Origin of the sequence: uncultured Tateyamaria sp. (genome assembly GCF_947503465.1) — a bacterium.
Taxonomy (GTDB): Bacteria; Pseudomonadota; Alphaproteobacteria; order Rhodobacterales; family Rhodobacteraceae; genus Tateyamaria.
In genome coordinates, this window is sequence record NZ_CANNDN010000001.1 from 866,550 (window position 1) to 890,819 (window position 24,270).

Annotated in this window: 27 protein-coding genes; 2 read left to right on the forward strand and 25 right to left on the reverse strand. The window is 61.2% G+C overall.

Going from position 1 to position 24,270, the window contains the following annotated elements:
• The first annotated feature begins 1 nt into the window (after position 1).
• Entirely contained in the window at positions 2-937 is a 936-nt protein-coding gene (locus Q0844_RS04420; protein ID WP_299042507.1) for a glycosyltransferase family 2 protein, read from the forward strand.
• Between the two features lie 123 nt (positions 938-1,060).
• Complete coding sequence (locus tag Q0844_RS04425) at positions 1,061-2,509, forward strand: DEAD/DEAH box helicase (protein ID WP_299042508.1); 1,449 nt, start codon at positions 1,061-1,063, stop codon at positions 2,507-2,509.
• Between the two features lie 67 nt (positions 2,510-2,576).
• On the opposite strand, the gene Q0844_RS04430 is transcribed toward Q0844_RS04425, so the two are convergent.
• From Q0844_RS04430 to Q0844_RS04550, 25 genes are all read right to left on the reverse strand, one after another.
• Positions 2,577-4,247, reverse strand: coding sequence for a ribonuclease J (locus Q0844_RS04430; protein WP_299042510.1), 1,671 nt, complete (start codon positions 4,245-4,247; stop codon positions 2,577-2,579).
• 4 nt (positions 4,248-4,251) lie between these two features.
• Positions 4,252-5,025 carry a type III pantothenate kinase gene (locus Q0844_RS04435; RefSeq protein ID WP_299042512.1) on the reverse strand — a complete coding sequence of 258 codons (774 nt, stop codon included), beginning with the start codon at positions 5,023-5,025 and terminating at the stop codon, positions 4,252-4,254.
• A gap of 11 nt (positions 5,026-5,036) precedes the next feature.
• A complete protein-coding gene (locus Q0844_RS04440; protein ID WP_299042515.1) occupies positions 5,037-5,786 on the reverse strand; it encodes a biotin--[acetyl-CoA-carboxylase] ligase in 750 nt (249 codons plus the stop codon).
• A 54-nt stretch (positions 5,787-5,840) separates the two neighbouring features.
• Positions 5,841-7,277, reverse strand: coding sequence for an NADH-quinone oxidoreductase subunit NuoN (gene nuoN / locus Q0844_RS04445; RefSeq protein WP_299042516.1), 1,437 nt, complete (start codon positions 7,275-7,277; stop codon positions 5,841-5,843).
• A gap of 47 nt (positions 7,278-7,324) precedes the next feature.
• A complete protein-coding gene (locus Q0844_RS04450; protein ID WP_299042518.1) occupies positions 7,325-8,866 on the reverse strand; it encodes an NADH-quinone oxidoreductase subunit M in 1,542 nt (513 codons plus the stop codon).
• Positions 8,867-8,869: 3 nt separating this feature from the next.
• Complete coding sequence (locus Q0844_RS04455) at positions 8,870-9,118, reverse strand: hypothetical protein (RefSeq protein WP_299042521.1); 249 nt, start codon at positions 9,116-9,118, stop codon at positions 8,870-8,872.
• A complete protein-coding gene (nuoL, locus tag Q0844_RS04460) occupies positions 9,088-11,154 on the reverse strand; it encodes an NADH-quinone oxidoreductase subunit L (RefSeq protein ID WP_299042523.1) in 2,067 nt (688 codons plus the stop codon). Before nuoL ends, Q0844_RS04455 begins: the two co-directional genes overlap by 31 nt.
• Positions 11,155-11,322: 168 nt before the next feature.
• Complete coding sequence (gene nuoK / locus Q0844_RS04465; RefSeq protein ID WP_039686350.1) at positions 11,323-11,628, reverse strand: NADH-quinone oxidoreductase subunit NuoK; 306 nt, start codon at positions 11,626-11,628, stop codon at positions 11,323-11,325.
• 45 nt (positions 11,629-11,673) lie between these two features.
• On the reverse strand, positions 11,674-12,087 hold the full coding sequence (locus Q0844_RS04470; protein ID WP_299042530.1) for a hypothetical protein: 414 nt from the start codon (positions 12,085-12,087) through the stop codon (positions 11,674-11,676).
• Between the two features lie 61 nt (positions 12,088-12,148).
• A complete protein-coding gene (locus Q0844_RS04475) occupies positions 12,149-12,751 on the reverse strand; it encodes an NADH-quinone oxidoreductase subunit J (protein WP_299042532.1) in 603 nt (200 codons plus the stop codon).
• Positions 12,748-13,167 carry a carboxymuconolactone decarboxylase family protein gene (locus tag Q0844_RS04480; RefSeq protein ID WP_299042534.1) on the reverse strand — a complete coding sequence of 140 codons (420 nt, stop codon included), beginning with the start codon at positions 13,165-13,167 and terminating at the stop codon, positions 12,748-12,750. The genes Q0844_RS04475 and Q0844_RS04480 overlap by 4 nt, the downstream gene beginning before the upstream one ends.
• Positions 13,164-13,658 carry an NADH-quinone oxidoreductase subunit NuoI gene (nuoI, locus tag Q0844_RS04485; protein ID WP_299042536.1) on the reverse strand — a complete coding sequence of 165 codons (495 nt, stop codon included), beginning with the start codon at positions 13,656-13,658 and terminating at the stop codon, positions 13,164-13,166. Before nuoI ends, Q0844_RS04480 begins: the two co-directional genes overlap by 4 nt.
• 1 nt (position 13,659) lies before the next feature.
• Positions 13,660-13,854: a hypothetical protein gene (locus tag Q0844_RS04490; RefSeq protein WP_299042539.1), complete on the reverse strand. Its 195-nt coding sequence runs from the start codon at positions 13,852-13,854 to the stop codon at positions 13,660-13,662.
• Position 13,855: 1 nt separating this feature from the next.
• Entirely contained in the window at positions 13,856-14,893 is a 1,038-nt protein-coding gene (gene nuoH / locus Q0844_RS04495) for an NADH-quinone oxidoreductase subunit NuoH (protein ID WP_299042542.1), read from the reverse strand.
• A 6-nt stretch (positions 14,894-14,899) separates the two neighbouring features.
• Positions 14,900-15,280 carry a hypothetical protein gene (locus Q0844_RS04500; protein WP_299042545.1) on the reverse strand — a complete coding sequence of 127 codons (381 nt, stop codon included), beginning with the start codon at positions 15,278-15,280 and terminating at the stop codon, positions 14,900-14,902.
• A complete protein-coding gene (gene nuoG, locus Q0844_RS04505) occupies positions 15,277-17,295 on the reverse strand; it encodes an NADH-quinone oxidoreductase subunit NuoG (protein ID WP_299042547.1) in 2,019 nt (672 codons plus the stop codon). Before nuoG ends, Q0844_RS04500 begins: the two co-directional genes overlap by 4 nt.
• Positions 17,296-17,298: 3 nt before the next feature.
• Entirely contained in the window at positions 17,299-17,697 is a 399-nt protein-coding gene (locus Q0844_RS04510) for a DUF5333 domain-containing protein (protein WP_299042550.1), read from the reverse strand.
• Between the two features lie 121 nt (positions 17,698-17,818).
• Positions 17,819-18,193 (reverse strand): hypothetical protein, encoded by a 375-nt coding sequence (locus Q0844_RS04515; RefSeq protein WP_299042553.1) that lies wholly within the window; start codon positions 18,191-18,193, stop codon positions 17,819-17,821.
• Between the two features lie 22 nt (positions 18,194-18,215).
• Complete coding sequence (locus Q0844_RS04520; protein ID WP_299042554.1) at positions 18,216-18,659, reverse strand: DUF3291 domain-containing protein; 444 nt, start codon at positions 18,657-18,659, stop codon at positions 18,216-18,218.
• 247 nt (positions 18,660-18,906) lie between these two features.
• Positions 18,907-20,187: an NADH-quinone oxidoreductase subunit NuoF gene (nuoF, locus tag Q0844_RS04525; protein ID WP_299042556.1), complete on the reverse strand. Its 1,281-nt coding sequence runs from the start codon at positions 20,185-20,187 to the stop codon at positions 18,907-18,909.
• A 74-nt stretch (positions 20,188-20,261) separates the two neighbouring features.
• A complete protein-coding gene (locus tag Q0844_RS04530; protein ID WP_299042558.1) occupies positions 20,262-20,477 on the reverse strand; it encodes a DUF5337 family protein in 216 nt (71 codons plus the stop codon).
• 3 nt (positions 20,478-20,480) lie between these two features.
• On the reverse strand, positions 20,481-21,245 hold the full coding sequence (locus tag Q0844_RS04535; protein ID WP_299042559.1) for an endonuclease: 765 nt from the start codon (positions 21,243-21,245) through the stop codon (positions 20,481-20,483).
• Positions 21,246-21,271: 26 nt separating this feature from the next.
• Entirely contained in the window at positions 21,272-22,510 is a 1,239-nt protein-coding gene (locus tag Q0844_RS04540) for an NADH-quinone oxidoreductase subunit E (RefSeq protein WP_299042561.1), read from the reverse strand.
• Entirely contained in the window at positions 22,510-22,923 is a 414-nt protein-coding gene (locus Q0844_RS04545; protein ID WP_299042564.1) for a DUF559 domain-containing protein, read from the reverse strand. Before Q0844_RS04545 ends, Q0844_RS04540 begins: the two co-directional genes overlap by 1 nt.
• A 128-nt stretch (positions 22,924-23,051) precedes the next feature.
• Positions 23,052-24,269: an NADH-quinone oxidoreductase subunit D gene (locus Q0844_RS04550; protein WP_299045204.1), complete on the reverse strand. Its 1,218-nt coding sequence runs from the start codon at positions 24,267-24,269 to the stop codon at positions 23,052-23,054.
• Position 24,270 lies beyond the last annotated feature (1 nt).

Consider the following 24,270-nt stretch of genomic DNA (forward strand, 5'->3'; position numbering starts at 1 on the left):
CTTGGCCACCTGGGGACTGTCCACAACCATCCTGGCACCGACACCCGACATCCTGCGCTTTGCGGCCCATCACCTCGACCAGGGCGCGCACCGGCTTTACATCTACCTGGACGATGCCAACGACACCGCCTTCAAACTGTTGAAGGCACATCCCAAAGTGCGCGTACAGATCTGCGACGATGACCACTGGCGCAAGCTGGGCGGCACGCGCCCGGTCAAGCATCAGGCACGCCAGACCATGAACGCCACCCACGCCTACGGGCGCAAAGCCGAGGTGGATTGGCTGATCCACATGGATGTGGACGAATTCCTGGTCCCCGACCGCCCCCTGGCTCAGGTGCTGGCTGATCTGCCCGCTGCAACCTCTTCGGCGCGCGTGCGTCCGATGGAACTGCTGGGCGGCTCAGACACCGCGTTCAAGGCATTTCTGCCGGCGCGCGGGGACCGCCAGAAAACCGTCAACGCGATCTACCCGCAGTTCGGCCCATACCTGAAAGGCGGGTTCCTCAGCCATGTTGCGGGCAAGCTGTTCGTGCGCACGGGTCTGCCCGACATGGAAGTGCGCATTCACAACGCCTTTCAGAAGGGGCAGATGCTGCCGGACGCGGCCGAATTGACCGACGTGGCGCTGGCCCATTGCCACGCCAAGTCGTGGGAGGCCTGGCGCAGCGCCTACGCCTACCGCCTTGCCAAGGGGTCATACCGGGCCGATTTGAAGCCAGCCACAAAACCCGAACATGGCGGCCTGTCCCTGCATGATCTTTTCCGCTGGATCGAGGCCGAACAGGGCGAGGCGGGATTGCGCGCCTTTTATGACGAGGTGATTGGCGACAGCCCGGACATGCGGACCCGATTGCGCGCGCACAACGCGCTGCGCGAGGTGGATTTTTCATATGACGCCGCGTTGGCACGCCACTTCCCCGACGCCGCTGTTTGACGTGACGCAGCACCTTTGCTATGCACGCGCAGCATGTCGGGGCACGGTGCCCCCGCTGGGCCGCTCGGGCTGACATCACCAGACGCCGCGGGCCAAGTCAGTGTCCGCAACTTACGGACATACATGACAAAATTCTCTGATCTGAACCTGAATCCCAAGGTCCTGAAAGCCATCGCCGAAGCGGGCTATGAAACACCCACGCCCATTCAGGCGGGCGCGATTCCAGCGGCCCTTGATGGGCGCGACGTTTTGGGCATCGCCCAGACCGGCACCGGCAAAACAGCCAGCTTCACCCTACCCCTGATCACACAGCTTGCCCGTGGACGGGCCCGCGCACGTATGCCGCGCAGCCTGGTGCTGTGCCCCACGCGCGAACTGGCCGCACAGGTGGCAGAAAATTTCGACACCTACGCCAAGCATGTGAAACTGACCAAGGCGCTGCTGATCGGCGGCGTCAGCTTCAAGGAACAGGACATCCTGATCGACAAGGGCGTCGACGTTCTGATCGCCACGCCCGGCCGCCTTCTGGACCATTTCGAACGCGGCAAGCTGATCCTGAACGACGTGAAAGTCATGGTCGTGGACGAAGCGGACCGGATGCTCGACATGGGGTTCATCCCCGACATCGAACGCATCTTCGGCCTAACACCCTTCACGCGCCAGACGCTGTTCTTCTCTGCCACCATGGCGCCCGAGATCGAGCGGATCACCAATACGTTCCTGTCGAATCCGGAACGGATCGAAGTTGCCCGTCAGGCCACCGCGTCCGAGACGATCACCCAAGGTGTGGTCATGTTCAAAGGCTCGCGCCGTGACCGGGAGGCGTCGGAAAAGCGCAAGGTTCTGCGCGGCCTGATCGATGCCGAGGGCGAAAAGCTGACCAACGCGATCATCTTCTGCAACCGCAAGACGGATGTGGACATCGTCGCCAAGTCTTTGAAAAAGTACAAATATGATGCGGCTCCGATCCACGGCGACCTGGACCAGTCGCAACGCACACGCACGCTTGATGGGTTTCGCAATGGCGAGTTGCGGATCCTTGTCGCCTCTGACGTGGCCGCCCGCGGGCTGGACGTGCCGTCGGTCAGCCACGTGTTCAACTTCGACGTTCCAGGCCACCCCGAGGACTATGTGCACCGCATCGGCCGGACGGGCCGCGCGGGCCGCGAGGGCAAGGCGATCACCATCTGTATCCCACGCGATGAAAAGCAGTTGGACGCGGTAGAGAAACTGATCCAGAGGGAAATCTCGCGCCTCGATAACCCGGTTGCAGCATCGACGCCCGAGGCAACGGATAAGCCCGAGGCAGAAGAAAAACCCAAGTCCACGCGCAGCCGCTCGACCCGGTCCAAATCGGAACCAAAGTCCGACGCGCCGGCGGAGAAGGTAACCGAGGCCAAATCCGAAGCACCACGTGAAGAGGCAGCGCCCAAGTCGCGCAGCCGCTCGTCCTCCTCCAGCCGCAGCCGCTCGTCGTCCCGCGATGATCGCGGCGGCAACAAGGTGGTCGGGCTGGGCGATCACACGCCCAGCTTCATCGGTCTGAGTTTCGAAGAGCGTATGGCGAGCTGAGCCCGTAGGGTGCGCCTTTACGGCGCACCATTGCCCCAAGGTGCGCCGTAAAGGCGCACCCCACGCCCTAGTGCATCCTGCTGATCACCACGGTCACTTCGGGCTTCTTCCCAATCTCGTCCTGCGCTGACTTGCGCACGATTCGACGCAAGGCTTCGGTCAGGTTGTCATCATCGCGCAGCGTCTTTGCGTCGGCCCGGCCCAGGAACTGGCTCATGTCCTCTTCCAGCACCTCGACCAGAGCGGCATTGCTGCGCCCGGTTTCCGACAGCCCCATCAACTCGCACCACGGCTCGCCCAGCGGCTCATCCTCTTCGTCAAGGATCAGCGTCACCGTCACATGACCGTTCAATGCCATGCGGATACGGTCCCGCACGACCCCGTCCAAAGCGCCAATCTTGACCGAACCATCCAGGTACGTACGTCCGGTCTCGATGTACTCGGCCACCTTTGGCGCGTTGCCGCTCAGATCAATCATCATCCCGTTCACGGCCAGAACGCCCATGCGTCCCTTGCCCTCCGTCAACTTCACATGTTCGCGCAGATGCCGGTGTTCACCGTGCATGGGCACCACGATCTGCGGGTTCACGATGTCCTGCAATTCCTCAAGATCGGGGCGGTTGGCGTGCCCGGACACGTGATACAGGCCAGATAAGTCGTCGACCACGTCCACACCCTTCTCGCTCAACTGGTTCATGATGCGGATCACACCGCGCTCGTTGCCCGGAATGGTCTTGGAGGAGAACAGGAACAGATCGCCCTCCTTCAACTCAAGCCCCATATACTTGCCATTGGCCAGCTGCGCCGACGCCGCACGGCGTTCACCCTGCGAGCCCGTGACAAGCAGCATCAGGTTTTCGCGCGGAATGTTCCTGGCATCTTCCGGGCTTACGACCGACGGAAACTCGGTCAACACTCCGGTTTCAATCGCGGCCTCGATCATCCGGCGCATCGCCCGGCCCAACAGGACAATGGACCGTCCCGCCCGCTCACCGGCCTCGGCCAGCGTTTTCACGCGGGCGACATTCGACGCAAAGGTCGTCGCAACCACGATGCCGGACGTGTGACCGCGCACCAGCTTCTCGATTTCCGGCCCCACAGAGACTTCGGATCGACCGGGATGGGGCGAAAAGATGTTGGTCGAATCGCAGATCAGCGCCTTCACGCCATCCTTGCTGACCTCGGCCCACAGATCGGGATCAAACGGTTCGCCCACAATCGGGGTCGGGTCCAGCTTGAAGTCGCCAGAATGGATCACCCGCCCCTCGGGACTGTCGATGATCAGTGCGGCACTTTCAGGGATCGAATGGGACATCGGCAAAAAGCCGACCTTGAACGGCCCCGCCTGCACCTGATCAGGCCACCCGGCCACGACCTGAACCGCATCCTCCGGGTGCCCGTGCTCATCCATCTTGCGACGTGCAATATTGGCCGTGAAGGGCCGCGCATAGACCGGCGCGCCCAGTTGGTCATAGGTATGGGCAACGGCGCCCACATGGTCCTCGTGCGCGTGGGTGATGAAAATCCCGTCGATGCGGTCGCGCCGCTCTGCCAACCACGTGATGTCGGGCAGGATCAGGTCCACACCCGGGGTGCCGTCCATATCGGGAAAGGTCACGCCGAGGTCGACCACGATCAGGCGTTCCCGATCAGGCGCGCCATAGCCGTAGACATAGGCATTCATGCCAATTTCACCCGCTCCCCCAAGGGGCAGGTAGATCAATCGTTCACTGCTCATAGCTTTAGTTGTTTTCCTTGTTATAGCGATGGATGACCGTCAGGCCATGCATCGTCAAATCGTCTTGAAAGTCGTCAAACAGCTTTTCTGTTTGCTGGAACAAGGGGGCCAGCCCCCCGGTTGAGATCACGCGCATGTCGCGGGCGCGCTCCGCTTTAATTCGGGCACATATCTCACGAACAAGGCCCACGTAACCCCAAAAGACACCGGACTGCATGCAGGCCACCGTGTTGGTGCCCACAACGGCCTGCGGCTTGGTGATGTCGACATGCGGCAAGGCGGCGGCGGCGTTATGCAGCGCCTCAAGGCTCAGGTTCACACCGGGCGCAATCACGCCACCGACATAGGCGCCGTCCGTATCCACCACGTCAAAGGTGGTGGCCGTGCCGAAATCCACCATGATCAGATCACCACCATAAAGGTCATGACCCGCCACCGTGTTCACCAACCGGTCCGGCCCCACCTGCGTGCCCTCGTCCACCCGCACGTCAACAGGCAACAGGCAATCGGGTTTGCCCACCACGATGGGTCGGGTGTTGTAGTACCTGTCCGCAAAGACACGCAGGTTGAACACCACGCGCGGCACGGTGGACGAGATGATGATGTCGGTAATCTCGACGTCGATGTTCTGGAATTTCATCAGCGTCGACAGCCAGACATAATACTGGTCCGCCGTGCGCTGCCATTCGGTCGAGGTGCGCCATGTGCCGATAAACGCGTCCCCGTCCCAGATGGCAAAGACGGTATTGGTGTTGCCGCAGTCAATGGCCAGAAGCATGGGCCGCCCCCTCAGAAGTAAACATCGCCCGCCGGGATGGTGACCCGGCCCTTGGCCGTCTCTAGAACAAGTTGGCCGTCCGCGTCCACGTCCACAAAGGTTCCAACATGGGCGTCGCGTGTGGTGCGGGCGGTGATCACCTCGCCCAGTTTCGCGGCATGTGCCATCCAAGCGGTGCGGATAGGGGCAAAGCCATAGGTGCGAAACTGATCCTCGTACCGCGCATAGGCAGCCGCCAGCAGTGTTAGAAACGCCTCGGGCGCAATGACAGTTCCCAGCGCGCTCGTCAGCGCAACAGGCGCAACCGCCCCCACCTCGACCTCGGCCGCACCCGGTGCCGCCGCAAGGTTCACACCGACGCCAATGGCAAGATGCGTCAACTTCGCCCCCGCCCCAACACTCTCAAGCAGGATACCCGCCACCTTGCCGCCCTGCAGCAAAACGTCATTGGGCCATTTCAACGCAAAGGCATCCGCGCGCCCGGTGGCAGCCACAAAGGCATCGTGCAAGGCCAGCGAGATCACAAAAGACCGCAACGCCGCCTGCCCCGGTGACTCCTGCACTGGCAGCACAAGCGTCGCTGCGAAATTCCCCGGCGGCATGGACCACGCGCGCCCGCGACGTCCCCGCGCCGCCGTCTGCTCCCGCGCCAAGATCCATTCAGGACCCGCCAGTTCAGGCGCAATCCGCGCCGCTTCACTCAGCGTCGAGTCCACAGAAGCCAAAACGCGCCGCCCATAGCCTGATGGCCAAGCGCTCATGCCTTCTCTGGTTCCCCAAAATCCCCCCCGGAGGGCCGGTCTGCCATGAAACGCCTAGTTCACCAAAGTGAGCGCAGCCGCCGCCGCAGCCCCTTCGACACCAAACATGTTGATGATGCCAAGCACCATCACGGCTGCCGACCCCATGAGCATGGCCCACAGGATCGGGGACTTGCCGCCGTTCAGGCGTTCCTCGTCCGCGTCACCGAAATACATGTAGAAAACGATGCGCAGGTAATAGTAGGCACCGATCACCGACGCGATCACGCCTGCGATGGCCAACCAAGCCAGCCCACCTTCATACGCGGCACGCAGCACGTACAGCTTGCCAAAGAAGCCGAGCATCGGCGGCACGCCAGCCAGGCTGAACAGCAGCACCAGCATCGCAAGTGCCTTGCCGGGCTCTCGCTTGGAATACATCTTGAGCGAGTCAATCTCGACCACAGGCTGGCCATCCTTCTCCATCATCAGGATGAAGGCGAAGGTGCCCACGTTCATTGTCACGTAGATGGCCATATAGACCAGCATTGCCTGCACACCCAAAACGGTCCCAGCAGCCAGCCCCATCAGGGCATAGCCCATATGAGCAATCGACGAGAAGGCCATCAGACGCTTGATGTTGGTCTGTCCGATAGCGGCAAACGCGCCCAGGAACATCGACAGGACCGACAGCAGCGCCATGATCTGCTGCCAATCGGCAACCGCACCGCCAAAGGCGTCGTGCATGACGCGGGCAAACAGCGCCATGGCCGCGACCTTTGGCGCCGTCGCAAAGAAGGCGGTGACCGGCGTGGGCGAACCTTCGTAGACGTCGGGTGTCCACATGTGGAACGGCACGGCAGAAACCTTGAAGGCAAAGCCCGCCATCAGGAAGACAAGGCCAAAGAGCAGGCCCAGCGACACGCCCTCTTCCGCGACCTGCACGATGCCAGAGAACAGCGTGGTCCCGGCATACCCATAGACCAGCGACGCACCATAGAGCAGCAGACCCGACGACAAAGCGCCCAGTACGAAATACTTCAAACCCGCTTCGGTCGATTTCACCGAATCCCGGCGCAGCGACGCAACCACGTACAAAGCCAGCGATTGCAGTTCGAGGCCCATGTAAAGCGCCATCAGGTCACCTGCCGACACCATGGTCATCATGCCCACGGCCGCCAGCGCCACCAGCATTGGATATTCGAACCGCAGCAATCCGCGCTGCGACATGTACCCTTCGCTCATCAACAGGACGGCGGCAGCCGACACAAGGATCGTCACCTTGGCAAAGCGCGAAAAGCCGTCATCCACAAACATGCCGCCGAAGGCGACATTCGTCCCCTCGCCCGTGAAGCCGATCCACGCGGCAACCGCAAGGAACACGGCAGCGGTCGCCCACAGCAGCGGCGAGGCCAGATCGTCCTTGGACGTGTAGACCGCGCCGATCAGGCCCAGCATGGCAAAGACGCTCAGCAGGATCTCGGGCAGGATGATGGTCAGATCAGCAGACATATTGACGTCCTCAAGTAACGTAGTGGTAGGACATGAAAAGCGTGTCCTTATTTCGACGCCACTTGCGTCGCGGCCTCGGCCGCGGCGAGCGCCGTATCGTAATTGCTTACCAGTGCCGCCACGGACGGCCCGATGATGTCAAGGATCAGCGCCGGGTACACCCCCAGCAGCAGGGTCATCACGACCAGCGGGGCAAAGATCGCCTTTTCCCGGCGGCTCATATCCGTGATCGACTTCAGGCTTTCCTTGATCAGGTCGCCCATGACGACGCGGCGGTACAACCACAGCGCATAGGCGGCCGAGAAGATCACGCCGGTCGTCGCCACTGCCGCGACCCATGTGTTCACCTGGAACACCGCCATCAGCGTCAGGAACTCGCCCACGAAGCCGGACGTGCCCGGCAGGCCCACATTGGCCATGGTGAACAGCATGAAGATCAGCGCATAGGCGGGCATCTTGTTCACCAGCCCGCCATAGGCATCAATCTCGCGCGTGTGCATCCGGTCATAGATGACGCCCACGCACAGGAACAGCGCGCCAGAGATGAAACCATGCGACAGCATCTGGAAGATGGCCCCGTCCAACCCCTGCTGGTTCGCCGCAAAGATGCCCATGGTCACAAAGCCCATGTGCGCGACGGACGAATAGGCAATCAGCTTCTTCATGTCCTCCTGCACCAGCGCCACGAGGCTGGTGTAGACAATCGCAATCGCCGACATCCACAGGACCAGCGGCGCCATCACATCGGACCCGACCGGGAACATGCCGATGGAAAAGCGGATGAAACCGTAACCGCCCAGCTTCAACAGGATCGCCGCCAGCACCACGGATCCGGCAGTCGGCGCCTGCACGTGCGCATCGGGCAACCAGGTGTGCACCGGCCACATCGGCATCTTGACCGCAAAGCTGGCAAAGAAGGCCAGGAACAGCAGCGTCTGCATGCCGCCCACGATCTGAATGCCTAACAGGCTGAACGTCTCGGACCCGAACTGGTGGTTCAGCAGCATCTCGATATCGGTGGTGCCTGCATCCGCATACATGCCCACCATCGCCACCAGCATCAGCACCGAACCCAGGAAGGTGTAAAGGAAGAACTTGAAGCTCGCGTAGATCCGGTTCGCCCCGCCCCAGATGCCGATGATCAGGAACATCGGGATCAACCCGGCCTCGAAGAACAGGTAGAACAGCACCAGATCCAGCGCCATGAACACACCCAGCATGAGCGTCTCAAGCAGAAGGAAGGCGATCATGTACTCCTTGACGCGGGTCGTCACGGACCACGACGCGGCAATCACCAGCGGCATCATGAAGGTCGTCAGCATCACGAACAGAACACTGATGCCATCGACCCCCATCTTGTAGGTGAGGCCCATGATCCACGTGCCTTCTTCCACGAATTGGAAGCCGGTGTCGTTGCGATCAAAGTCGAACAGGATGAACAGCGACGCAATGAACGTGATCACCGTCGCGGCCATCGCCGCCCACTTGGCATTGCGCTGCGCCGCCTCGTCCTCGCCCCGCAGGAACACGGCCAAAATCAACGCGGCAATAGCGGGCAGGAAGGTGGTGATGGAGAGGATATTGTCCATGGCTCAGTTCCAGAACTGCGTAAGAAATGAAAGCGCAACAAACGCCGCAAACAGGCCCAGGCCCACGGTCGGGCCAAACGCCGCCATGCCGACAAGGCAGGCGCCGATGGCCCCCGCCACCACGCCGCCCTTGGCAAAGCGCCGCACATCCGAACGGTCGTCGCGCATGTACATCATGCCCGCAAACATCATTCCCAATGAGACAAGCCCGATCAGCGGCATCAGTTGGCGCCCCCGCTCAGCGTCATCCATGTGATCAGAACCGCGATCCCGATCACCATGGCAAAGGCATAGGTAAAGATATAGCCGGACTGCGCGCGGCCCGCGAGGCGGGTGATGAAGGGCACAATGCCCATGGACACACCGTTGATCGTGCCGTCAATGACGTTGCCGTCACCCTTCTTCCACAGCTTCTTGCCAACCCACAGGGCGGGCTGCACGAAGACAAAGTCATAGAGTTCGTCGAAGTACCACTTGTTCTTGAGGAACAGATACAGCGGGCGCTGGTTCTCGGCCAACCGACCGGGCAGCGCGGGATTCATGATGTAGAACCAGAAGGCCACGATAAAGCCCAGCAGCATCGACACAAACGGCGACAGCTTGACCCAAGTCGGCACATAATGCGCCTCGTGCAGCACGGTGTTCTCGGGGGCCATGTAGATCCCCGCCTCACCTGGTGCGCTTTCCATCACGTACTTCAGCTCGGACGCCTTCGGGCTGCGTTCGGCCACAGCGGTCTTAATGTCTTCCGCAGGTGCCGCGTACTCACCGCCGAAGAACTTGATCACCTCGTTCGGCTTGCCAAAGAAAGACGAATACCAGATCGCCCCGGCAAAGATCGCACCCAAGCTCAGCACACCCAGCGGGATCAGCATGACCATCGGGCTTTCATGCGCATGCTCGTGCGTGTGTTTGTCCCCGCGCGGCGTGCCGTAGAAGGTCAGGAACATCAGACGCCAGGAATAGAAGGACGTGAACAGCGCTGCGATCACCAGCGCCCAGAAGGCAAAGGTGGACCCGACATAGGCGCTTTCGATCACCGCATCCTTGGACGCGAACCCGGCAAAGCCGATCCAGCCCGTCAGCGGAATGCCCACACCGGTGATGGCCAACGTGCCAATCATCATCGCCCAGAAGGTGTAGGGGATCTTCTTGCGCAGGCCCCCATAGTTCATCATGTCCTGCTCGTGGTGCATCGCGTGGATCACCGACCCGGCCCCAAGGAACAGCATCGCCTTGAAGAACGCGTGCGTGAACAGGTGGAACATCGCGACCGAATAGACCCCCACACCCGCCGCCACGAACATGTAGCCAAGCTGCGAGCAGGTCGAATAGGCAATGACGCGCTTGATGTCGGTTTGAACCAAGCCGACGGTCGCCGCAAAAAACGCGGTCATCGCGCCCAGCACGGTAACAAAGGCCATCGCTTCGGGCGCGAACTCCATCAGCGGCGACATGCGGCAGACCAGAAACACACCCGCCGTCACCATGGTCGCGGCATGGATCAGCGCCGACACGGGCGTCGGACCTTCCATCGCGTCCGGCAGCCACGTGTGCAGGATCAACTGCGCCGACTTGCCCATCGCACCGATGAACAGCAGGAAGGCAATCAAGTTGGCGGCGTTCCATTCGCCCCACAAGAAGGTCAGCTGCGTTTGCGCCAGGTCCGGCGCGGCAGCAAAGATATCGTCGAACCTGATCGAGTCCGTCAGGAAGAACAGCGCAAAGATACCAAGCGCAAAGCCGAAGTCGCCCACACGGTTGACCACAAAGGCCTTGATGGCGGCGGCATTGGCGCTTGGCTTGCGGTAGTAGAACCCGATCAGCAGGTAAGACGCGACGCCCACACCTTCCCAGCCAAAGAACATCTGCACCAGGTTGTCTGCCGTCACCAGCATCAACATCGCGAAGGTGAAAAAGGACAGGTAGGCAAAGAAGCGCGGTTTGTAGCTTTCGCCCTCTTTCCACTGCGGATCGTGGTCCATGTAGCCAAAGCTGTAGAGGTGGACGAGGCTCGACACGGTGGTGATCACGATCAGCATGATGGCCGTCAGCCGGTCCAGCCGGATGGACCAATCTGTGCTGAGGCTGCCGCTTTCAATAAAGCGCAGGATCTGGATCTGCTCCGTCGTGCCGTCAAAGGTCAGGAACACGATCCACGACAGGATGGCGCTTAGGAACAACAGGCCCGTCGCGATCCAGCAGGCCGCCGCCTCGCCAAACATGCGCCAGCCAAACCCGCACAGCAGCGCGCCAACGAGGGGGGCAAAGAGGATGATGGTTTCCATTATTCTTCAGCACTCCGCATCTCTTGGCATTTCGGCGTGTCACATTTGCGTGGAGGCAATTCACCAATCGGAAAAACGTAAGGAGTCCCACAATCGTTACAAATGTGCTTTTTCATTCCATGCCCCGCATCGACAACGCGATAGGTTGTGAGGAAAATAGCCATCCGCTCAGCCCTTCATCACGTTGACGTCTTCGACGGCGATGGTGCCGCGGTTGCGGAAGAAACAGACCAGAATGGCAAGGCCGATGGCCGCCTCTGCCGCGGCGACGGTCAGGACAAACAGGGTGAACACCTGCCCGACGAGGTCATCCAGGAAAGACGAGAACGCCACAAGGTTGATGTTCACCGCCAGCAGCATCAATTCGATGCTCATCAGCAGGATGATCACGTTCTTGCGGTTCAGGAAAAGCCCGAAGATGCCGATAACGAACAGCGTCGCCGCGACGGTCAGGTAATGTTCAAGTCCTATCATGTCGTCCCTCCGGGGCGTGTCCCCGCTTGTCGTCTGTTGCCGGGCTCAGCCCAGCATGAATTCCGTCTTGTCGCCCCGAGCGTCAGGGTAGAGTGCGGCGCAGGCACAGGGCTCTGCGTCCAGTGTGGTGATCTCAATATCCCGCGCGATGCCATCCAGATCGGCGGCCAGGCGGTCAAACGTGGCAAAGGCACGCGCCCCGCTCTCGTGCCGGTCGATCACGGCCAGCGCCTTGTCGGTTCGGTCAAAGGGCAAGCGGTTGCCCATGTTCTCTTCCTGCGTGCGAAAGATCAGCGTGGTTCCCGGCGCGCAGTCCACCAGGACAAACGACGTCGCCGTTCCCTCTTGGCTCCACCACTCGCGCCACATCACACGGCCCGCGCCCAGATCAACATGATCCGCCTCGCCGCCATGAGATACATGGGTGACGCGGTCGCAATCGGTCAGGGAGAGCGCCATGGCTTCTCCACCGAGTATTGCGACAATCGCAACCAGATATGCGCACCGTGCGTTCAAGGGTTCACAGCCCCTGCCCCGGTTTGACGTCCTTCAGCTCCATCGCGACGGCCGGGTCACGCATCATCTGGGCCACCACATCCTGGCGTTTGACGTCCGAGCGGTGGCGCAGGGTCAGCACGATGGCCCCCACCATGGCGACCAGCAGGATCAGACCTGACAGCTGGAACAGCAGGAAATACTGGTCATAGAGGATCAGGCCCAAGGCTTCGGTATTGTGCCGATCCACGGGCGTCACCTGCGCGCGCAGCCCCTCGGCGGCGGCATTGGATTCCCAGGCGCCAAAGGCCATGACGAACTGCATCAGAATGACGACGCCGATCAACAGCGCGAGCGGCATGTACTTCGCCATCTCCGCCTTCAGCTCGGCGAAATCCACATCCAGCATCATCACCACGAACAGGAACAGCACAGCAACCGCGCCCACGTAAACGATGATCAACAGCATCGCCACGAACTCGGCCCCCAGCAAGACGAACAGACCCGCCGCACTCAGGAACGACAGGATCAACCACAGCACCGAATGGACCGGGTTGCGGCTGATCACGGTGAACAGGCCTCCGGTGATCACGCTGATCGCAAACAGGTAGAAGGCAAATACGGTCATGTCTCGTCCTCGTCATCGCCCATGACCTCTTGCGCCAATCCCATGGCGCGGGTCATGGCAGGCACCCCGGCGAACATCGCCATCATGCCCAAAGTCTCGGAAATCTGCTGGTCGGTGGCCCCCGCCTCGCGGGCGTGGCGCACGGTCTGACGGATCGCGGTGTCGGCCTGCGCGCCCTGCATGGTCAGGCCCGCAAGGGTGATCAGCAGCCGCGTCTTGGCATCCAACCCGTTTTCATTGAAGGCGTTGCCAAACCACGTTTCCATAACGTCCTTGGGCATGGTGGGCCACAAGGTCTCGAACATCTTGGGATCGAACCCCTTCGACGGGTCGAACGCCGCCATCTGCGGAAACGCCTTGGTCATTTCCTGCATCTGGGCCAGCATCGCGGCAAAGGGGTTCTTGTCGTCACTCATCGGTACGGCGCATCCAGTTCCAGATTGCGCGCGATCTCGGCTTCCCACCGCTCGCCATTGGCCAGCAGCTTGTCCTTGTCGTAATACAGCTCTTCCCGCGTTTCGGTGCTGAATTCGAAATTCGGACCTTCAACGATGGCGTCCACGGGACAGGCTTCCTGACAGAACCCGCAATAGATGCACTTGGTCATGTCGATGTCATAACGCGTGGTGCGGCGGCTACCGTCCTCGCGCGGTTCCGCGTCAATGGTGATGGCCTGCGCGGGGCAAATCGCCTCGCACAGCTTGCAGGCGATGCAGCGCTCTTCCCCGTTGGGATAGCGGCGCAAGGCATGCTCCCCCCGAAACCGCGGGGACAACGGCCCCTTTTCATGCGGGTAGTTGAGCGTGGCCTTGGGGGCAAAGAAGTATTTCAGGCCCAGCTTCATGCCGACCCAGAAATCCTGCAGCAGGAAGTATTTGGCGGCGCGGCCGTAATCGATCTGCGTCATGTCAGTCTCCCTGTGAGCCGTCGTTCAGATGCATATACGCCCAGGCCTTGAGGGCCGAGACGACGTCACCCGCGTCCGACTTGTCGAAATTGTCTTCGCTGTCGAGCGTGCCGATCGCGAACTCGGAATTCAGAAACGACACCAGATCGTCCAGATGCCGTTCAGGTGCTTCGTTGATGGCGGCAGCCAATCCCATATCAGCCCCCCACGGCCCAGCGGGCATAGATGCCCCAGAACCAGTCGAACTTGGCGGCAAAGGCCACAAACACGACCCAAACCAGGCTGAATGGCAGGAACACCTTCCACCCCAGACGCATCAACTGGTCATAGCGGTAGCGGGGTGTGATCGCCTTCACCATCGCGAACAGGAAGAAGAAGAACGCCATCTTCGCCACCATCCACAGCACGCCGTCAGGCAGGCCGGGAATGGGCGACAACCAGCCGCCAAAGAACAGCAGCGACATCAGCGCACACATCAGGAAAATGGCGATGTATTCACCGGCCATGAACAGCAGGAAGGGCGTGGACGAATATTCCACCTGATAGCCCGCAACCAGTTCTGATTCCGCTTCCGGCAGGTCGAAGGGCGGGCGGTTGGTTTCAGCCAAGGCACTGATAAAGAACAGGAACACCATGGGCAGATGCGGCAACCAATACCAGCCAAAGAAACCGTATCCGGTGTCTTGCGCATTCACGATCGCGCCAAAGTTCAGCGATCCGGTGGACAGGATCACGCCGATGATGATCAGACCGATGCTGACTTCATAGGAAATCATTTGCGCCGCCGACCGGAGCGAGCCCAGGAACGGGTATTTCGAGTTCGACGCCCAGCCGCCGATGATCACGCCGTAAACCTCAAGCGAGGAAATGGCGAAGACATAGAGGATGGCGACGTTGATATCCGACAGCACCCATCCATCGTTGAACGGGATCACGGCCCAGGCCACCATCGCCAGCACAAAGCTGGTCATCGGGGCAAGCATGAAAAGCGTCTTGTCCGCCCCCGCAGGCACGACAACCTCTTTCACGACGTATTTCAATGCGTCGGCCACGGTCTGCAACAGACCGTAGGCGCCCACCACGTTCGGGCCACGCCGCATCTGGACCGCAGCCCAGATTTTCCGATCACCATAGACCAGGAACAACAGGCTGATCATGACAAACGCCACGACGGCCAGCACCTGTGCCAGGATCAGGACGGCGATGCCGCCCGTTGTGGTAAAGAAATCAGCCATGCATCCTCACACCGTCGGTATTCCCTTTTCCGCGCAGGCGGCGGCCACGACTTCGGCGTCGATGGTCCGTATGCCCCGCGGCAAGGCTGGCGAGATGGTGTAAACAGCATCCGCTTTCCACACGCCACCCTCTTCTGTCACATTTGTTCGCAAATGACGCGCAAATCCCCAGCCGCGGATCAACGTGTATCCCGCAGCCGCGCATTCGGCATAGTTCTCGACATCCGCAGCACTCAGGGCGTTGGTCATTTCCACGTCGAATTGGACCAGATCATCCGCCAGCAACTGCGTTTCGACGCCCCGGTAATCCGGGATGAAACGCTCCGCCGTCGGCACGGGCTCGCATGCCGCAAGCGGCAGCGCCGTTATGATCCAGGCCGCCTTCATTCGGCGGCCATGGCCTCGGTCTTGCGCGCCTTGGCGCCCGCGCTCAGCTCAGCCATCAGCTGGCTGGCGCGGGCAATCGGGTTGGTCAGGTAGAAATCGGTGATGGTCGAACTCAGCGCACCGCCTTCGATCGTGCCCTGCGCAAGCGTGTCACCGGTGTTTTCTGCCACGATGTCGATGTCGCCCAGATGCGGATGATCGGCGACCAGCTTCTGACGGAGTGCGGCAAGGCTGTCATAGGGCAGCGTTGCGCCCATCTCGCCCGACAGCGCGCGCAGAATGGCCCAGTTCTCCTTGGCCTCACCGGGGGCAAAGCTGGCGCGTTGGGCCAGTTGCGGACGCCCTTCGGTGTTCACGAACAGCCCACCCTCTTCGGTATAGGCCGCCCCCGGCAGGATCACGTCAGCGCGATGCGCGCCACGGTCGCCGTGGCTGCCCTGATAGATGACAAAGGCACCGTCGGCGATTTCAATCTCGTCCGCGCCAAGGTTGTAGATTACGTCGGCGCCGTCCACAGCGGCCATGGCGTCGGGGTTGGTCGCCCCCACATCCATCGCGCCCACGCGGGACGCCGCAGTGTGCAGAACCATCAGCCTGGCCTGCGATTTTTTGGCCTGCACCATGGCCTCCGCCAGAATGGCCGCACCATCGCTTCGGCACAGCGCGCCAAGACCCACGATCACAAGCGCCGGGCCATCGGAACCGGGATCGAAATTGCTCTGGTCCAGGTCTTTCAAGGCGGCGGGCTCGGTACCGATATGATGATAGTCATAGGTCAGATCGACCGCCGCGCCGATCAGGCCGACATTGGCGCCGCGCGCCCAGGCCGACCGGATACGCGCATTGAGCACGGGTGCCTCAAGGCGCGGATTGGTGCCGACAAGAAGGATGGCCTTGGCGCTTTCAATATCCCCTATCGCTGCCGTACCGACGTAGGCCGCTCGGTTGCCACTGGGCAGCTTCGCCCCATCGGTGCGGCATTCGACGATACCACCCTGCCCTTCGACCAACTCTTTGAGCGCATAGGTCGCCTCAACCGGTGCCAGATCACCAACCAAACCGGCTAGCTTGGTCGCGCCCTTGATCGCATCGGACGCCTTGCCAAGCGCTTCACCCCAGGACGCAGGCCGCAGCTTACCGTTCTCGCGCACATAAGGCTTGTCCAACCGCTGGCGGCGCAGCCCATCCCAAACGAAACGGGTCTTGTCCGAAATCCACTCCTCGTTCGTACCGTCATGGTTCAGCGGCAGGAACCGCATCACCTCGCGCCCCTTCGTATCCACACGGATGGAGGAGCCAAGGGCATCCATGACGTCGATGCTCTCGGTCTTGGTCAGTTCCCAAGGGCGGGCGGTGAAAGCATAGGGCTTCGACACCAGCGCGCCTACGGGGCACAGATCAATGATGTTGCCCTGCAAGTTCGAATCGAGGGTCTCACCCAGATAGGACGTGATCTCGCTATCCTCGCCGCGCCCCGTCTGACCCATCTGCGTGATGCCCGCGACTTCGGTCGTGAACCGCACACAGCGGGTGCACGAAATACAACGGGTCATATGCGTCTCGACCAGCGGACCCAGATCCAGATCATCCACCGCGCGCTTCGGCTCGCGGAAGCGGCTGAAATCCACGCCATACGCCATGGCCTGATCCTGCAAATCACACTCGCCCCCCTGATCGCAGATCGGGCAATCCAGCGGATGGTTGATAAGCAGAAACTCCATCACCCCCTCGCGGGCCTTCTTGACCATGGGCGAGTTCGTCTTGACCACAGGCGGCTGGCCTTCGGGACCGGGGCGCAAATCGCGCACCTGCATGGCGCAGGACGCCGCAGGCTTCGGCGGGCCACCGACCACTTCCACAAGACACATCCGGCAATTGCCCGCGATCGACAGACGTTCGTGATAGCAAAAACGCGGGATCTCGATCCCCGCCTCTTCACAGGCCTGGATCAGGGTCATGGCCCCGTCCACCTCTACCTCTTGTCCGTCGATGATGATCTTGCGGAGGTCGCTCATGCGTCAGTTCATCCTCAATAGGGCGCCGATCTGGCCGCCTTTTTCAATTTCTGCGCGGCCAAGCATGCAATAGGTCGCGGGCTGGCCTGCGGTCACACCGCTGTTTTCCAGATAGGTGGCGCGCGCCGCCTTCAGGCGGGCCTTTTCGGTGTCGGATGTCCGGTAGGCGTCGATCTCGGCATCTGAATACCCCATATCGCGGGCACGGCCCTTGAGGCTGTTGACGAGGGTCAGCGCCCGGAACATCCGGGCCGAAATATCGGGGCAGTTCTTGCGAATCTCATCCGCGATCCCGACGGCCAACAGCGTCCCGTCAATCTCGGGCACATCCCGCAGGTGGGGCTTGGCCGAAAGGGCTCCGGCAGTCAGGCTTAGCATCAGGGCCATGGTCATTGCGCGCATCGTTTCTCTCCACGTTGTGCATCACGTCGATGCCATGTGAGAGCCGTCCTCGTGCTATGCAATAACATGGCGCAGCACAACCCGTCAGCGCGCAAAATGTCGCCTTATCCGGCGCTTGTGATCACGCTGGTGTACAGGTGCCACGCAGAAGCAGTTTGTCACCGTTGATGCGCAGGGTGCCATCCTCTGCATCGGGGCCCGCGATCCAGTCGATGTCGGACGATCCGAACTGGCGGATGCAATAGCGGATCGCCTCATACCGGCCCGCCTCGCGCGCGCCGTCCAGCGATGCCGACACCGGGCTGACAGACACTTCGAACTGCTCGCGCTGCTTGTCGACCTTGCCCGAAGAGGCACGGAAGAACACGCCGTCAAATGCCACGCGATCCGCCTGGCGTTCATTGCACGCACTGAGCAGCAGAACCGCAATCAGCATCAAACCGGTCAGCAGGGCGGGACGCATGTCTGCCCATGTGCGCGTTTTCGTCTTGGTCACAGCACTCTCCCCCTGCCCCCGCTTAACCGCGGATGTGATCCCAACCAAAGGCGTGGTCCGTATTGCCATGGTTTTCAAGATGATGGAAGCGCTCCATCGCGTCTGTGATCGTGGGTTTATACCCCGGCGCCACCCACCACATGACAAAGCGCAATCCTTGGTCCGGATCATACCACTCGCCCTTGCGGTCATAGAATTGCTTGTGAACGGTGTTGAAGGTGAAAGCATGCAGGCTTTCAACGTCTTCCCAGACGGACAAAGTGCTGGCCGTGCGGGGATTGCCCCCAAGCGGGCCATCAGGGTCAAGCTGAGCCGCCTCCATATCCTCGCCTTCCAGATGCCAGACATAGCCGGGCGAGCGGCGCGCGATGTCATAGACACGGTCAAGGTTGTTCTGGAAGTCGGCTACGCGCGGGTCGTCCCAATCGTATTTCAATGTGCCGATGTTGAATTCAGCGAGGTGCATTTTTCAGAACACTGAAAAGAACAGGATGAACGCCAGTACCAGGAACACTCCGAAAATGATGGGGAGACGAATATCTCCTCGCGTTGGCACGTTGCGATGCGGTTCCAATTCCTGCGTCGGATGCAAGATCGGTTCGACATCGGACCCGCACTGTTTACAGAGAATTGTCCCGAATGTAGCCTCGTTCTGATAACCACAAACGTCGCACAAGCCGCCGTTTGGCCGGCTTTCCAGGGGATAGGGAAGTCTACTCAGCCGCAATTCGCTTGCCCGCAATCCGATCCTCGATCTCATCCCGGAAGTTCCGAATAAGCCCCTGGATCGGCCACGCCGCCGCATCGCCAAGCGCACAGATCGTGTGCCCCTCGACCTGCTTGGTCACATCCAGCAGCATGTCGATTTCCTCGACCTCTGCCTCGCCATGCACCAGACGGTCCATCACGCGCATCATCCAGCCGGTGCCTTCGCGACAAGGCGTGCACTGGCCACAAGATTCGTGCTTGTAAAACTTCGACAACCGCCAGATCGCCTTGATGATATCCGTGCTCTGGTCCATCACGATCACCGCCGCCGTGCCCAGACCCGACTGCAGATCGTTCCGCAGATAGTCGAAGTCCATGATGGCGTCCTTCATCTTCTCCCCGCGCACGCAAGGAACGGACGATCCACCGGGGATGACGGCCTTGAGGTTGTCCCAGCCACCGCGAATGCCGCCGCAATGCTTTTCAATCAGTTCTTCGAACGTGATCGACATCGCCTCTTCCACGACGCACGGGTTGTTCACGTGGCCCGAGATGGCAAACAGCTTGGTGCCCGCATTGTTGGGACGCCCAAAGCCCGAGAACCACGAGGCCCCCCGGCGCAGGATCGTCGGCACAACGGCAATGGATTCGACATTGTTCACAGTGGTCGGGCAGCCATAAAGGCCCGCACCGGCCGGGAATGGCGGCTTCATGCGCGGCATCCCCTTCTTGCCTTCCAGCGATTCCAGCAGCGCGGTTTCTTCACCGCAAATATAGGCCCCTGCCCCGTGATGCAGGTAAATCTCGAAATCCCAACCGGACCCGGCAGCGTTCTTGCCGACCAGCCCCGCATCATAGGCTTCGTCAATCGCCGCTTGCAGCGCTTCCTTCTCGCGGATGTATTCGCCACGAATATAGATATAGCAGGCGTTGGCATTCATCGCGAAGGACGCGATCAGGCACCCTTCGATCAACGTGTGCGGATCATGGCGCATGATCTCGCGGTCCTTGCAGGTTCCCGGCTCTGATTCATCTGCATTTACAACAAGATAGCTGGGCCGCCCGTCGCTTTCCTTGGGCATGAAGGACCATTTCAGTCCGGTGGGAAAGCCCGCGCCGCCCCGGCCCCGCAGGCCGCTGTCTTTCATTTCCTGAACGATCCAGTCGCGGCCCTTCTTGATCAGGTTGCCGGTGCCGTCCCAATGCCCCCGCGCCTGCGCGCCTTTCAGCGTGCGGTCGTGCATGCCGTAGAGGTTGGTAAAGATGCGATCCTTGTCAGCCAGCATGGGTACGTCCTTTTGTAACACGCGATATGGCGCGTGATCCTTTGCCTAGTCGCTCTGCGCGCCGAGCGGTGAAATCAGTCGCGGCTGTTTTGCCAAATCCTGACCGCCACCACCAGTGCCCAAATGAACGCAGCCAGGGCAAAAAGCAGAATCAGGATTTCATAGCGTTGCGCCAGTCCAAGGGCGCTGACGATGACCGGCGCAAAGATCGACAGCAAAGCGGCCCCTGCAATGACAAGGGCCGCGATACGGCCCTGTCGGGCCAGTTTCGGGTCAAGCCGGTCGGACATGCGTCAGTAAACGCCGCCCTTGTCGACCTTCTTGGAGAACTCTGTCTCGCCACCGGCGGCCAGGATCTTGGCCTGCGCGACCCAGTCGTCGCGGCTGACACGGCCCTTGAAGCCTTGCAGGTTCTGATCGACCCACGCCACCTCGTCCGCGCCCCAGCTCGCCACCTGATCAAAGTGGTAAAAGCCCATCGAATGCAGCAACGCCTCCAACTTCGGACCTACACCCTTGATTTCCTTGAGGTTATCTGGTCCGCTTTCGCGTGCCGCAGACAAGGTCTCCGGTTTGGACCCAGCCCCGTCTGCAGCCGGTGCGTCGTCCGTCTTCTTGGCCGCCGCTTTCTTGGGGGCCGCTTTCTTGGCCGCGGGCTTGGCTTTGGGCTTGGGGTTCGCCTCGTATTTCCACTCGCCCTTGCGCTCGGCCAGATCCGCCTCACCCGGCAGCGGTGTCGAGGGTTTGACCGCGGCGGCGGGGGTGGCCGTAGCCGCCGCAGCAGGTGCCGCCGCCGCTGCGGGTGTCGCAACCGGGCGCTCTGCTGCGTCGGTCGGTTCCGACGCACCGGGTGCGTCGCCAAGTGCGGGCAGCGGTTTGCAGATGATCCAAGCCAGCAGCGCGCCTGCGATCCCGAAGATCACCACGCCCGCGAACACGCCTTGCATGAAGGTCCAGCCGCCCAGCACCATCAGCAGCATCGCCGCCAACACACCGCCCAGCAGCGCAACCAGCCAGCACCCGATGGCACAGCTGATCATTCCCTCGTTCTTATCCATTACGATATCTCCCCCGTTTCAGGATGTTATCCCTTATAGATATCGTCTTTTTTCGCGCGTTGGGAAAATTCTGTCTCATCTCCCCGTGCAAGCGCCTGTGCCTGCGTGACCCAATTGTCACGGCTCACCCGTCCTTTGAAGCGCACAAGGTGTTGATCGGCCCACGCAACTTCCTCGGGCGTCCACGACGCAAGCTGGTCGAAATGATAGACACCCGCGGCGTTCAATTCCTTTTCCAGCCCCGGACCAACGCCCTTGATCAGCTTCAGATCATCCGCACCACCGTCGCGCGGGGCCGTCAAAAGCTCGGGTTTTGTCCCCGCGGGGACAGCCTTATCCGCCTGTTTTTGCGGCGATTTATTTTCCGTTACCGCAGCGTCCGCCTTCGGCTTCGCCGCCGCCTTGGCCTGAGGTGCTTCGCCGGGCACTTCCGATGTCTTGTCAGACGCGTCACCCCGCTTGCGCGGTGCGGGCGCTTCGGCCTTGGTCCGCCCACCCTGTTTTCCGTCCGGGCCGTCGGGGGGCATCATGTCGCCGCTCGGGGCCACATTGTCGTTTGCCTTGCCCCAGGGCGCCAGCAGCGGCACTTCGGTGCCGTCGATACGCTTGACCGTGTCACCGATATCCGTCGCCAACTGGACCGAAGCATTGTATTTGGTGTGGCCGCTGTCAAAATCCTTGAGGGTGGTCAGACCGCCCAAGGGTTCGGCAGCATACCGCCCATTTTGCGGGCCGGGCGTAGGCACTTTGCCTGCGGCAAGTTCGTCGATGATCTCGCCCATACGGGCAGCGGTCAGGTCCTCGTAGTAATCCTTGCCGATCTGGGCCATGGGCGCGTTGGCGCAGGAGCCGAGGCATTCGACCTCTTCCCACGAAAACTTGCCATCGGCCGACAATTGGTGCGGCTTGGCGGCGATCTTGTCCTTGCAGACGGCCACGAGGTCTTCGGCCCCGCAGATCATGCAGGACGTTGTGCCGCAGACCTGGATATGTGCAACGGACCCAACGGGTTGCAGCTGAAACATGAAGTAGAACGAGGCCACTTCGAGCGCGCGGATATAAGCGAGATCCAGCATGTCCGCGACAGCTTCGATCGCCGGACGGGTCAGCCAACCCTCTTGTTCCTGCGCGCGCCAGAGCAGCGGGATGATGGCGCTGGCCTGACGGCCCTCGGGGTACTTGGTAATCTGCGCGTCGGCCCAGGCCTGGTTGGCGGGCGTGAAGGCGAAGCTGTCGGGTTGGTCTGGGTGGAGACGGCGGAGCATTAGAGTGTGTGTCCCATCGAGAAGTTGAGGTGTGCGACGCGCTCCCCCCCTCCGTCCCGGAGGGGGGTCAGGGGGGAGGCGTTCGCCTGAAGTGCGTCGATCACGTCCCGGATCGCGGTTGTGACACCGTACAGGTTTTGCAGGACGTCATTGTTCCAGAAGCGCAGGACGGAGATGCCGTGCGCGTTCAGAGCATGCGTGCGGGCTGCGTCGGACGTGCTGTCGGCATGTTGACCGCCGTCAACCTCGATGGCGAGGCGGATGGACGGTGCATAGAAATCGAGGATGTAGCGTTGCAGAACCGGAATTTGGCGGCGAAAGCGCAGGCCCAAGGCATCGAGGCGCAATGCGTTCCAGAGCGCGCGTTCGGCGTCTGTCGGGTCGGACCGCAGGGCGCGTGCCTTGAGCGTCATGCCGGGGCCGCGGGTGAAGGCCTCCCCCTTGATCCCCCTCCCCACGGGAGGGGGAGACGACAGAGGCTGGCGCCAGGCGCTGTTCCCCCCTCCGTTTCGGAGGGGGGTTAGGGGGGAGGCGCGTTCGCTCACCTGTCAATCTCTCCGAACACCACGTCCATCGTGCCGATGATGGCGGCGACATCCGCCAACTGGTGCCCCTTGGAGATGTAGTCCATCGCCTGCAAATGCAGGAAGCCCGGAGCGCGCAGCTTGGCGCGGTACGGTTTGTTCGACCCGTCCGCGACGAGGTAGACGCCGAACTCGCCCTTGGGCGCTTCGACCGCGCAGTACACTTCGCCTTCGGGGACGTGGAACCCTTCGGTATAAAGCTTGAAGTGGTGGATCAGCGATTCCATCGACGTTTTCATGTCGGTGCGCGACGGCGGCGTGATCTTGCCGCGCGCAAGGATGTCGCCCGGGCAATCGCGCAACTTGCCGATGGCCTGTTTGATGATGCCGATCGACTGGCGCATCTCTTCCATGCGGACGAGGTAGCGGTCATAGCAGTCGCCGTTCTTGCCCACGGGGATCTGGAAGTCGAATTCATCGTAGCATTCGTAGGGCTGCGACCGGCGCAGGTCCCAAGCAAGGCCAGAGCCCCGCACCATCACGCCGGAGAAGCCGTATTTCAGGATGTCATCTTCGGTCACGATGCCGATGTCGGCGTTGCGCTGTTTGAAGATGCGGTTTTCGGTCAGGAGGCCATCGATATCCTCCATGAAACCGGACATGAACTTGTGGGCCCATTCCTCGATATCATCAAGCAGTTCGGGCGGCAGGTCCTGATGCACACCGCCGGGGCGGAAATAGGCCGCGTGCAGACGTGCGCCACAGGCCCGTTCGTAGAAGATCATCAGCTGCTCACGCTCTTCAAAGCCCCAGAGCGGGGGCGTGAGCGCGCCCACGTCGAGCGCTTGGGTGGTGATGTTGAGCAGGTGGTTCAGGACGCGGCCAATCTCGCAAAAAAGCACGCGAATGAGGCTGGCGCGGCGTGGCACTTCGACGCCTGTCAGCTTTTCGATGGCCAGACACCAGGCGTGTTCCTGGTTCATCGGGGCCACATAGTCGAGCCGGTCGAAATAAGGCAGGTTTTGCAGGTAGGTCCTGCTTTCCATCAGCTTTTCGGTGCCACGGTGCAGCAGGCCGATATGCGGGTCGCAGCGTTCCACGATCTCGCCGTCCAGTTCCAGGACAAGCCGCAGAACCCCGTGTGCCGCAGGGTGTTGCGGGCCGAAGTTGATGTTGAAGTTGCGGATTTTCTGTTCGCCGGTGAGGGCGTCGTCGAAACCTTTGGAGCCGTCCATC

What these genes read in the sequence shown, in the direction of transcription:
- Q0844_RS04500 (WP_299042545.1), bottom strand. Translation starts at nt 15,280, where the DNA reads ATGAAGGCGGCCTGGATCATAACGGCGCTGCCGCTTGCGGCATGCGAG.
- Q0844_RS04435 (WP_299042512.1), bottom strand. Translation starts at nt 5,025, where the DNA reads ATGCTTCTGGCCATTGACTGCGGCAACACCAATACCGTCTTTGCCATC.
- Q0844_RS04480 (WP_299042534.1), bottom strand. Translation starts at nt 13,167, where the DNA reads ATGAGTGACGACAAGAACCCCTTTGCCGCGATGCTGGCCCAGATGCAG.
- Q0844_RS04425 (WP_299042508.1), top strand. Translation starts at nt 1,061, where the DNA reads ATGACAAAATTCTCTGATCTGAACCTGAATCCCAAGGTCCTGAAAGCC.
- Q0844_RS04450 (WP_299042518.1), bottom strand. Translation starts at nt 8,866, where the DNA reads ATGGACAATATCCTCTCCATCACCACCTTCCTGCCCGCTATTGCCGCG.
- Q0844_RS04470 (WP_299042530.1), bottom strand. Translation starts at nt 12,087, where the DNA reads ATGGCGCTCTCCCTGACCGATTGCGACCGCGTCACCCATGTATCTCAT.
- Q0844_RS04540 (WP_299042561.1), bottom strand. Translation starts at nt 22,510, where the DNA reads ATGCTCCGCCGTCTCCACCCAGACCAACCCGACAGCTTCGCCTTCACG.
- Q0844_RS04545 (WP_299042564.1), bottom strand. Translation starts at nt 22,923, where the DNA reads ATGACGCTCAAGGCACGCGCCCTGCGGTCCGACCCGACAGACGCCGAA.
- Q0844_RS04520 (WP_299042554.1), bottom strand. Translation starts at nt 18,659, where the DNA reads ATGCACCTCGCTGAATTCAACATCGGCACATTGAAATACGATTGGGAC.
- Q0844_RS04510 (WP_299042550.1), bottom strand. Translation starts at nt 17,697, where the DNA reads ATGCGCGCAATGACCATGGCCCTGATGCTAAGCCTGACTGCCGGAGCC.
- Q0844_RS04430 (WP_299042510.1), bottom strand. Translation starts at nt 4,247, where the DNA reads ATGAGCAGTGAACGATTGATCTACCTGCCCCTTGGGGGAGCGGGTGAA.
- Q0844_RS04440 (WP_299042515.1), bottom strand. Translation starts at nt 5,786, where the DNA reads ATGAGCGCTTGGCCATCAGGCTATGGGCGGCGCGTTTTGGCTTCTGTG.
- Q0844_RS04530 (WP_299042558.1), bottom strand. Translation starts at nt 20,477, where the DNA reads ATGTCCGACCGGCTTGACCCGAAACTGGCCCGACAGGGCCGTATCGCG.
- Q0844_RS04535 (WP_299042559.1), bottom strand. Translation starts at nt 21,245, where the DNA reads ATGGATAAGAACGAGGGAATGATCAGCTGTGCCATCGGGTGCTGGCTG.
- nuoN (WP_299042516.1), bottom strand. Translation starts at nt 7,277, where the DNA reads ATGTCTGCTGATCTGACCATCATCCTGCCCGAGATCCTGCTGAGCGTC.
- nuoL (WP_299042523.1), bottom strand. Translation starts at nt 11,154, where the DNA reads ATGGAAACCATCATCCTCTTTGCCCCCCTCGTTGGCGCGCTGCTGTGC.
- nuoF (WP_299042556.1), bottom strand. Translation starts at nt 20,187, where the DNA reads ATGCTGGCTGACAAGGATCGCATCTTTACCAACCTCTACGGCATGCAC.
- Q0844_RS04455 (WP_299042521.1), bottom strand. Translation starts at nt 9,118, where the DNA reads ATGGATGACGCTGAGCGGGGGCGCCAACTGATGCCGCTGATCGGGCTT.
- Q0844_RS04490 (WP_299042539.1), bottom strand. Translation starts at nt 13,854, where the DNA reads ATGGGATTGGCTGCCGCCATCAACGAAGCACCTGAACGGCATCTGGAC.
- Q0844_RS04475 (WP_299042532.1), bottom strand. Translation starts at nt 12,751, where the DNA reads ATGACCGTATTTGCCTTCTACCTGTTTGCGATCAGCGTGATCACCGGA.
- nuoH (WP_299042542.1), bottom strand. Translation starts at nt 14,893, where the DNA reads ATGGCTGATTTCTTTACCACAACGGGCGGCATCGCCGTCCTGATCCTG.
- nuoK (WP_039686350.1), bottom strand. Translation starts at nt 11,628, where the DNA reads ATGATAGGACTTGAACATTACCTGACCGTCGCGGCGACGCTGTTCGTT.
- nuoI (WP_299042536.1), bottom strand. Translation starts at nt 13,658, where the DNA reads ATGACGCAGATCGATTACGGCCGCGCCGCCAAATACTTCCTGCTGCAG.
- nuoG (WP_299042547.1), bottom strand. Translation starts at nt 17,295, where the DNA reads ATGAGCGACCTCCGCAAGATCATCATCGACGGACAAGAGGTAGAGGTG.
- Q0844_RS04550 (WP_299045204.1), bottom strand. Translation starts at nt 24,269, where the DNA reads ATGGACGGCTCCAAAGGTTTCGACGACGCCCTCACCGGCGAACAGAAA.